The following is a 4,132-nucleotide window of genomic DNA, read 5'->3' as shown; positions in this document are numbered from 1 at the left end:
AGGATCGTCAGGCGCGACTCTCATCGTGGCGCTGAGGAAAAAACCTCAACGAAGACGCCGAATAGATTTGAGCAAGCCCGAAACATCGTTGAACCCAGCATTGCAAAAATGGGGGCGACCATAGATTCTGACTAACAACAAACAGGAAGTGATGGAAGTGTTGACGGGGCCGGAGCGCCAGCGGAGATGGTCAGCCGATGAAAAGCTGGCGATGGTGAGAGAGAGTTTCGAGCCGGGCAAGTCGGTCTCGATGGTTGCACGCCAGCATGGCGTCAATCCGAATCAGCTGTTTCACTGACGCAAGCTGTATCAGGACGGCAGTTTGTCAGCAGTTAGCGCCGGCGAGGAAGTGGTGCCCGCTTCCGGGTTGAGCGATGCACTGAAGCAAATCAGGGAACTGCAGCGCTTGCTGGGAAAGAAAACCATGGAGAACGAGATTCTTCGTGAGGCGGTGGAGGTGGCGAAGTCGCGAAAATGGATTGCGCGCTCGCCCTCATTGCCGGGGGACGAGCAGTGAAGCAGGTCTGCGACGTTCTCGGTGTAGCGCGCTCAAACGTGGCAGCAAGGCTGGCACGTCCGGATGACTGGCAGGATGGACGCAGCGCCAGGCAGACGGACGATGCCGGCCTGGTCGAAGAGATTCGGCTGACCGTCACTGACCTGCCGAGCTACGGATATCGCCGGGTCTGGGGCATGTTGCGCCGTGAAAGGGAGCGCCGGGGTATCGCTCCAGTGAACGCCAAACGCGTGTATCGGGTGATGCGCGTTCACAGCTTGCTGCTGCAACGCAGACCTTCGCCACCACGGCCGCAGCGTCGGCACGATGGCAAGGTCGCGGTCGCGAAGAGCAACCAGCGCTGGTGTTCTGATGGCTTTGAGTTTCGCTGCGACAACGGTGAGCCATTGCGCGTGACGTTCGCTCTGGACTGCGGTGACCGTGAAGCGATGAGCTGGGCGGCGACGACAGGCGGTCACAGTGGCGATGTGGTGCGCGATGTAATGCTCGCAGCCGTCGAGAACCGATTTGGAAATGTCTTGAAGACGCCGGCTGAAATCGAGTGGCTGACAGATAACGGCTCAGGCTACACGGCGCACAGGACCAGAAGCTTCGCGTCGTCCATCGGGCTAAAGCCGTTGACCACACCGGTCTGCAGCCCGCAAAGTAACGGAATGGCGGAGCGCTTCGTAAAGACGATGAAGCGTGACTATGTCGCCTTCATGCCGAAGCCCGATGCAGCGACTGCGGCGCGCAATCTTGCCGTCGCGTTTGACCACTATAACGAACATCATCCTCACAGCGCGCTGAAGTACCGCTCGCCACGCGAGTTCAGGCGCAGGACCGATTCATCAACTCAAGTGTGAGGCGGTGTCCGGAGGTACAGGGGCAAATCCAGGGTGCGGCCCGCCAAGTAAATGTGAGGTTGACCACATAGCCGCGAGAGAATTTGCTCTAGTGTGTCTTTATAGCAAGCGCGTCGGCCAGTCGATCGCACGGCAAGCGTACAGCGAAACGTTGGCGATTGACTCCTCGTCGCGTCACGACCAACTCCGAAGCTAGCAATTTTGTCTTAGATGGCTCTATAACGTTTGTTTCAATCGTGAGGCTTGCGTTATGAAGGTTATTGTTGATGGCGGTTCACAAGATGTAAGGTCGGCTTTACCAGGAGGAATTTCTCTTCCTCCAAGTCTAATTAATATCGACGCGGGTGAACTGGGCAGACGAATCAATCAGGCGATCAAGGAGATATCAGATCCTTTGATACTCGCATCTGAAAATCTGTCCTCCGTTGAAATTGAAAAGATAACTCTTTCTCTAGCCATCACTGCAACCGGCGAAATCGCATTACTTTCTCTTCTGAAAGGCGGTTCGTCGATCCAGTCGACGATCCAGGTGACCTTGATACCGAAGAAGAAATCGCAATGAGTGATGCCAGAGAGTTCCTGTTGGAATTGGTTGCGTGGTACAAAAATGACCCTAAATATCGAGACTATTATGAGATTGTTACATCTGACAAAAAAGCCGTTTTGGAAAACATTGATAGAACCACTGCGAAGCAATTAGGTGCTCACAGTTACACAGGAAAATACCATCTACGATCACTCGGTGCGAGCGTTACATTAAAATATAAAAACTCATTTAAAAAACTATTATCTGCTTATCGCAAACATGTAGAGGAAAATATTGATGAGCTTACCGATTGGTCCTTGGGTGATCCAGAGCTTCACGCGGTTTTCACACGAATAATAGAAATTATTGTTAAAAATAATGCATTTCTCGGATCGGCTGAGAATTACTTAGACTTTTGTTTCCTGCCAGTTCCGATTCCAAATGCATGTGCCTTTCTCACTCCCATTGATCGGCGGCCGGTAATGGCTTTTCAAGAAGGCATGCCGTTATTTTTGCATAAGATGTCGAAAATAGTGATTGAAATTTGCATGAGGATGCCCGTGGAGGCGTACGATAAGATCGCCAACCAAGCGCTTTCCTCTGATCAAGCCACTGCTTCCGATGCGACACAAAAGCTAGCTGGCCTGGTCGACAAAACCGTAAGAGAAAGCGCAGATATCGGCGCCATATTTGTTACGACTGTTGCGGCACTGGTGTTCAATGGAACATTGAGCGGAACGGGGTTTATTCCAAGCAACGAGTTCACCGTAGTTCCTGGAGGGACGCTGCTACAGGGCATGGAAACATTCTTGGTCGGCCATGAAATAGCGCATATTTTCCACGGCGATTTAACGCGGAGCGAAAAGCAAGAAGAGGTAGTGATCGATGGCCATGAAACCGATCTTATTATCCCGGCTTCCGACGACGAGCTGGCGGCGGATATTCTCGGCTTGACATTACTATGGAATATCGTGGCCAAGGAAGGTCGGGATGGATGGTTCGGAGATACGAACAGTGCAATAATGCTCAGTGCGCCAGATGTATTTTTTTCTTTGTATGATATGTTATATATTTTTATCGAAGCAGCTGCTGGGTTCTCTGTCTGTGAAAGGTATGATTCCCATCCTTCGCCGATCAGGCGGAGGGAGGTCATTCGGCAGTATCGACAAGTGCTTTTTGCGAAATCTGGGGCAACTGAAACGTCCTTATCACATTTTTTGGGTTTGAAGTACGATTACGTAATTAAGTCGTTAACCTATTATTCAATATCAATTTTCAGAAATATGCTCGCTGACGGAAATAAAATCTCCCCCGTCTGGGTGCCAGAATGGAATTCTTAATTCTATTTATCCAATAATTTACTGCGCGATCGCTAAGAAGAGCGATAGACAAGTTTGATGAGCTATATCGCGGGCACGAATGAGCCTCAACAGTCACACGAGAAGCGACTGTATTCGAATCCCCGGCGGTTGTTTTGACGCATCAGAGCAGCATCTTTGCGAATACCGAAACAGTGGAAATTCGCGACGAGATGCCCCGTCGTGCGCTAGCGTGTCCTATTTCTGCGTCTCACTTATCCGTCAAGGTGATCGGTCGAACGGTAGATGAGTTTTCAAACTTGCCGTCCGGCGCTCGAATCCGACCCGAAGCATCTGTTCATCGACGATCCATTCGCGCGAATGGCCGCTGTGGTCTGATTCTGTTGAAAAACTAGTTTTCGTTGGAAACGAAGCCAGTTGGCTAAAAATCGACCTCTGAGATCGCGCTACAAACCGCTCGTAATTATCGGTCGAGGGTAAGAGGACCCCTGAAACACCGGCTGAACCCTTCTGTGAAGAGTTTATCAACAAAATCGTCTCGAAGCTGCCGGGCAGTGAGGTCAAATCGTTGTCCGCTCAGAGTCGAAACTGTGAGTTGGCGGATGCAGGAAACGCCCGTCCCCACTGCGCGACGCCTGCACGGTCAACACCCGCCACATTGCTGGCGTCCAAAAGAACCTCGTCGAACGTCGGCCTACGACGCGTCGGCGAGGACCGGGAGCGACTGGCCGTTGCACTTCGATCACAGCCATTGGCAACGAGAGGTCGCGCTGTCTGAGACCAAACTGACGTTGACTGATTAGTCGAGCCTGAACAATCCTCGAAGCCTTATGGTGCAAGGCTTTGCGCTCTGAATGGGGTTGAGGGAATTGCAGGAAGCAGGCATATTAACGCGTAATTCCTGCATTTTTTGACGAGGTGCGGA

General features: G+C 51.6%; 2 protein-coding genes and 1 pseudogene. All 3 read left to right on the top strand.

Annotated features, from left to right (window positions below; translation table 11 throughout):
* Positions 1-151 precede the first annotated feature (151 nt).
* The 3 genes and pseudogenes from G3N58_RS33435 (at position 152) to G3N58_RS33425 (ending at position 3,228) form a co-directional block, all read left to right on the top strand.
* Positions 152-1,362: pseudogene (locus G3N58_RS33435) on the top strand (IS3 family transposase).
* Positions 1,363-1,612: 250 nt separating this feature from the next.
* Complete coding sequence (locus G3N58_RS33430) at positions 1,613-1,924, top strand: hypothetical protein (protein WP_167037914.1); 312 nt, start codon at positions 1,613-1,615, stop codon at positions 1,922-1,924.
* The gene (locus tag G3N58_RS33425; protein ID WP_206001324.1) at positions 1,921-3,228 is read left to right on the top strand and encodes a hypothetical protein; all 1,308 of its coding nucleotides are present in this window, start codon (positions 1,921-1,923) and stop codon (positions 3,226-3,228) included. Before G3N58_RS33430 ends, G3N58_RS33425 begins: the two co-directional genes overlap by 4 nt.
* Positions 3,229-4,132: the final 904 nt, after the last annotated feature.

The organism is Paraburkholderia sp. Ac-20342 (genome assembly GCF_017104985.1).
Taxonomy (GTDB): domain Bacteria; phylum Pseudomonadota; class Gammaproteobacteria; order Burkholderiales; family Burkholderiaceae; genus Paraburkholderia.
This window is presented reverse-complemented; position numbering and strand designations above follow the sequence as displayed.

Bases quoted from the DNA above. Each gene is read 5' to 3' on its own strand.
- G3N58_RS33430 (WP_167037914.1), top strand. From the start codon at position 1,613: ATGAAGGTTATTGTTGATGGCGGTTCACAAGATGTAAGGTCGGCTTTA.
- G3N58_RS33425 (WP_206001324.1), top strand. From the start codon at position 1,921: ATGAGTGATGCCAGAGAGTTCCTGTTGGAATTGGTTGCGTGGTACAAA.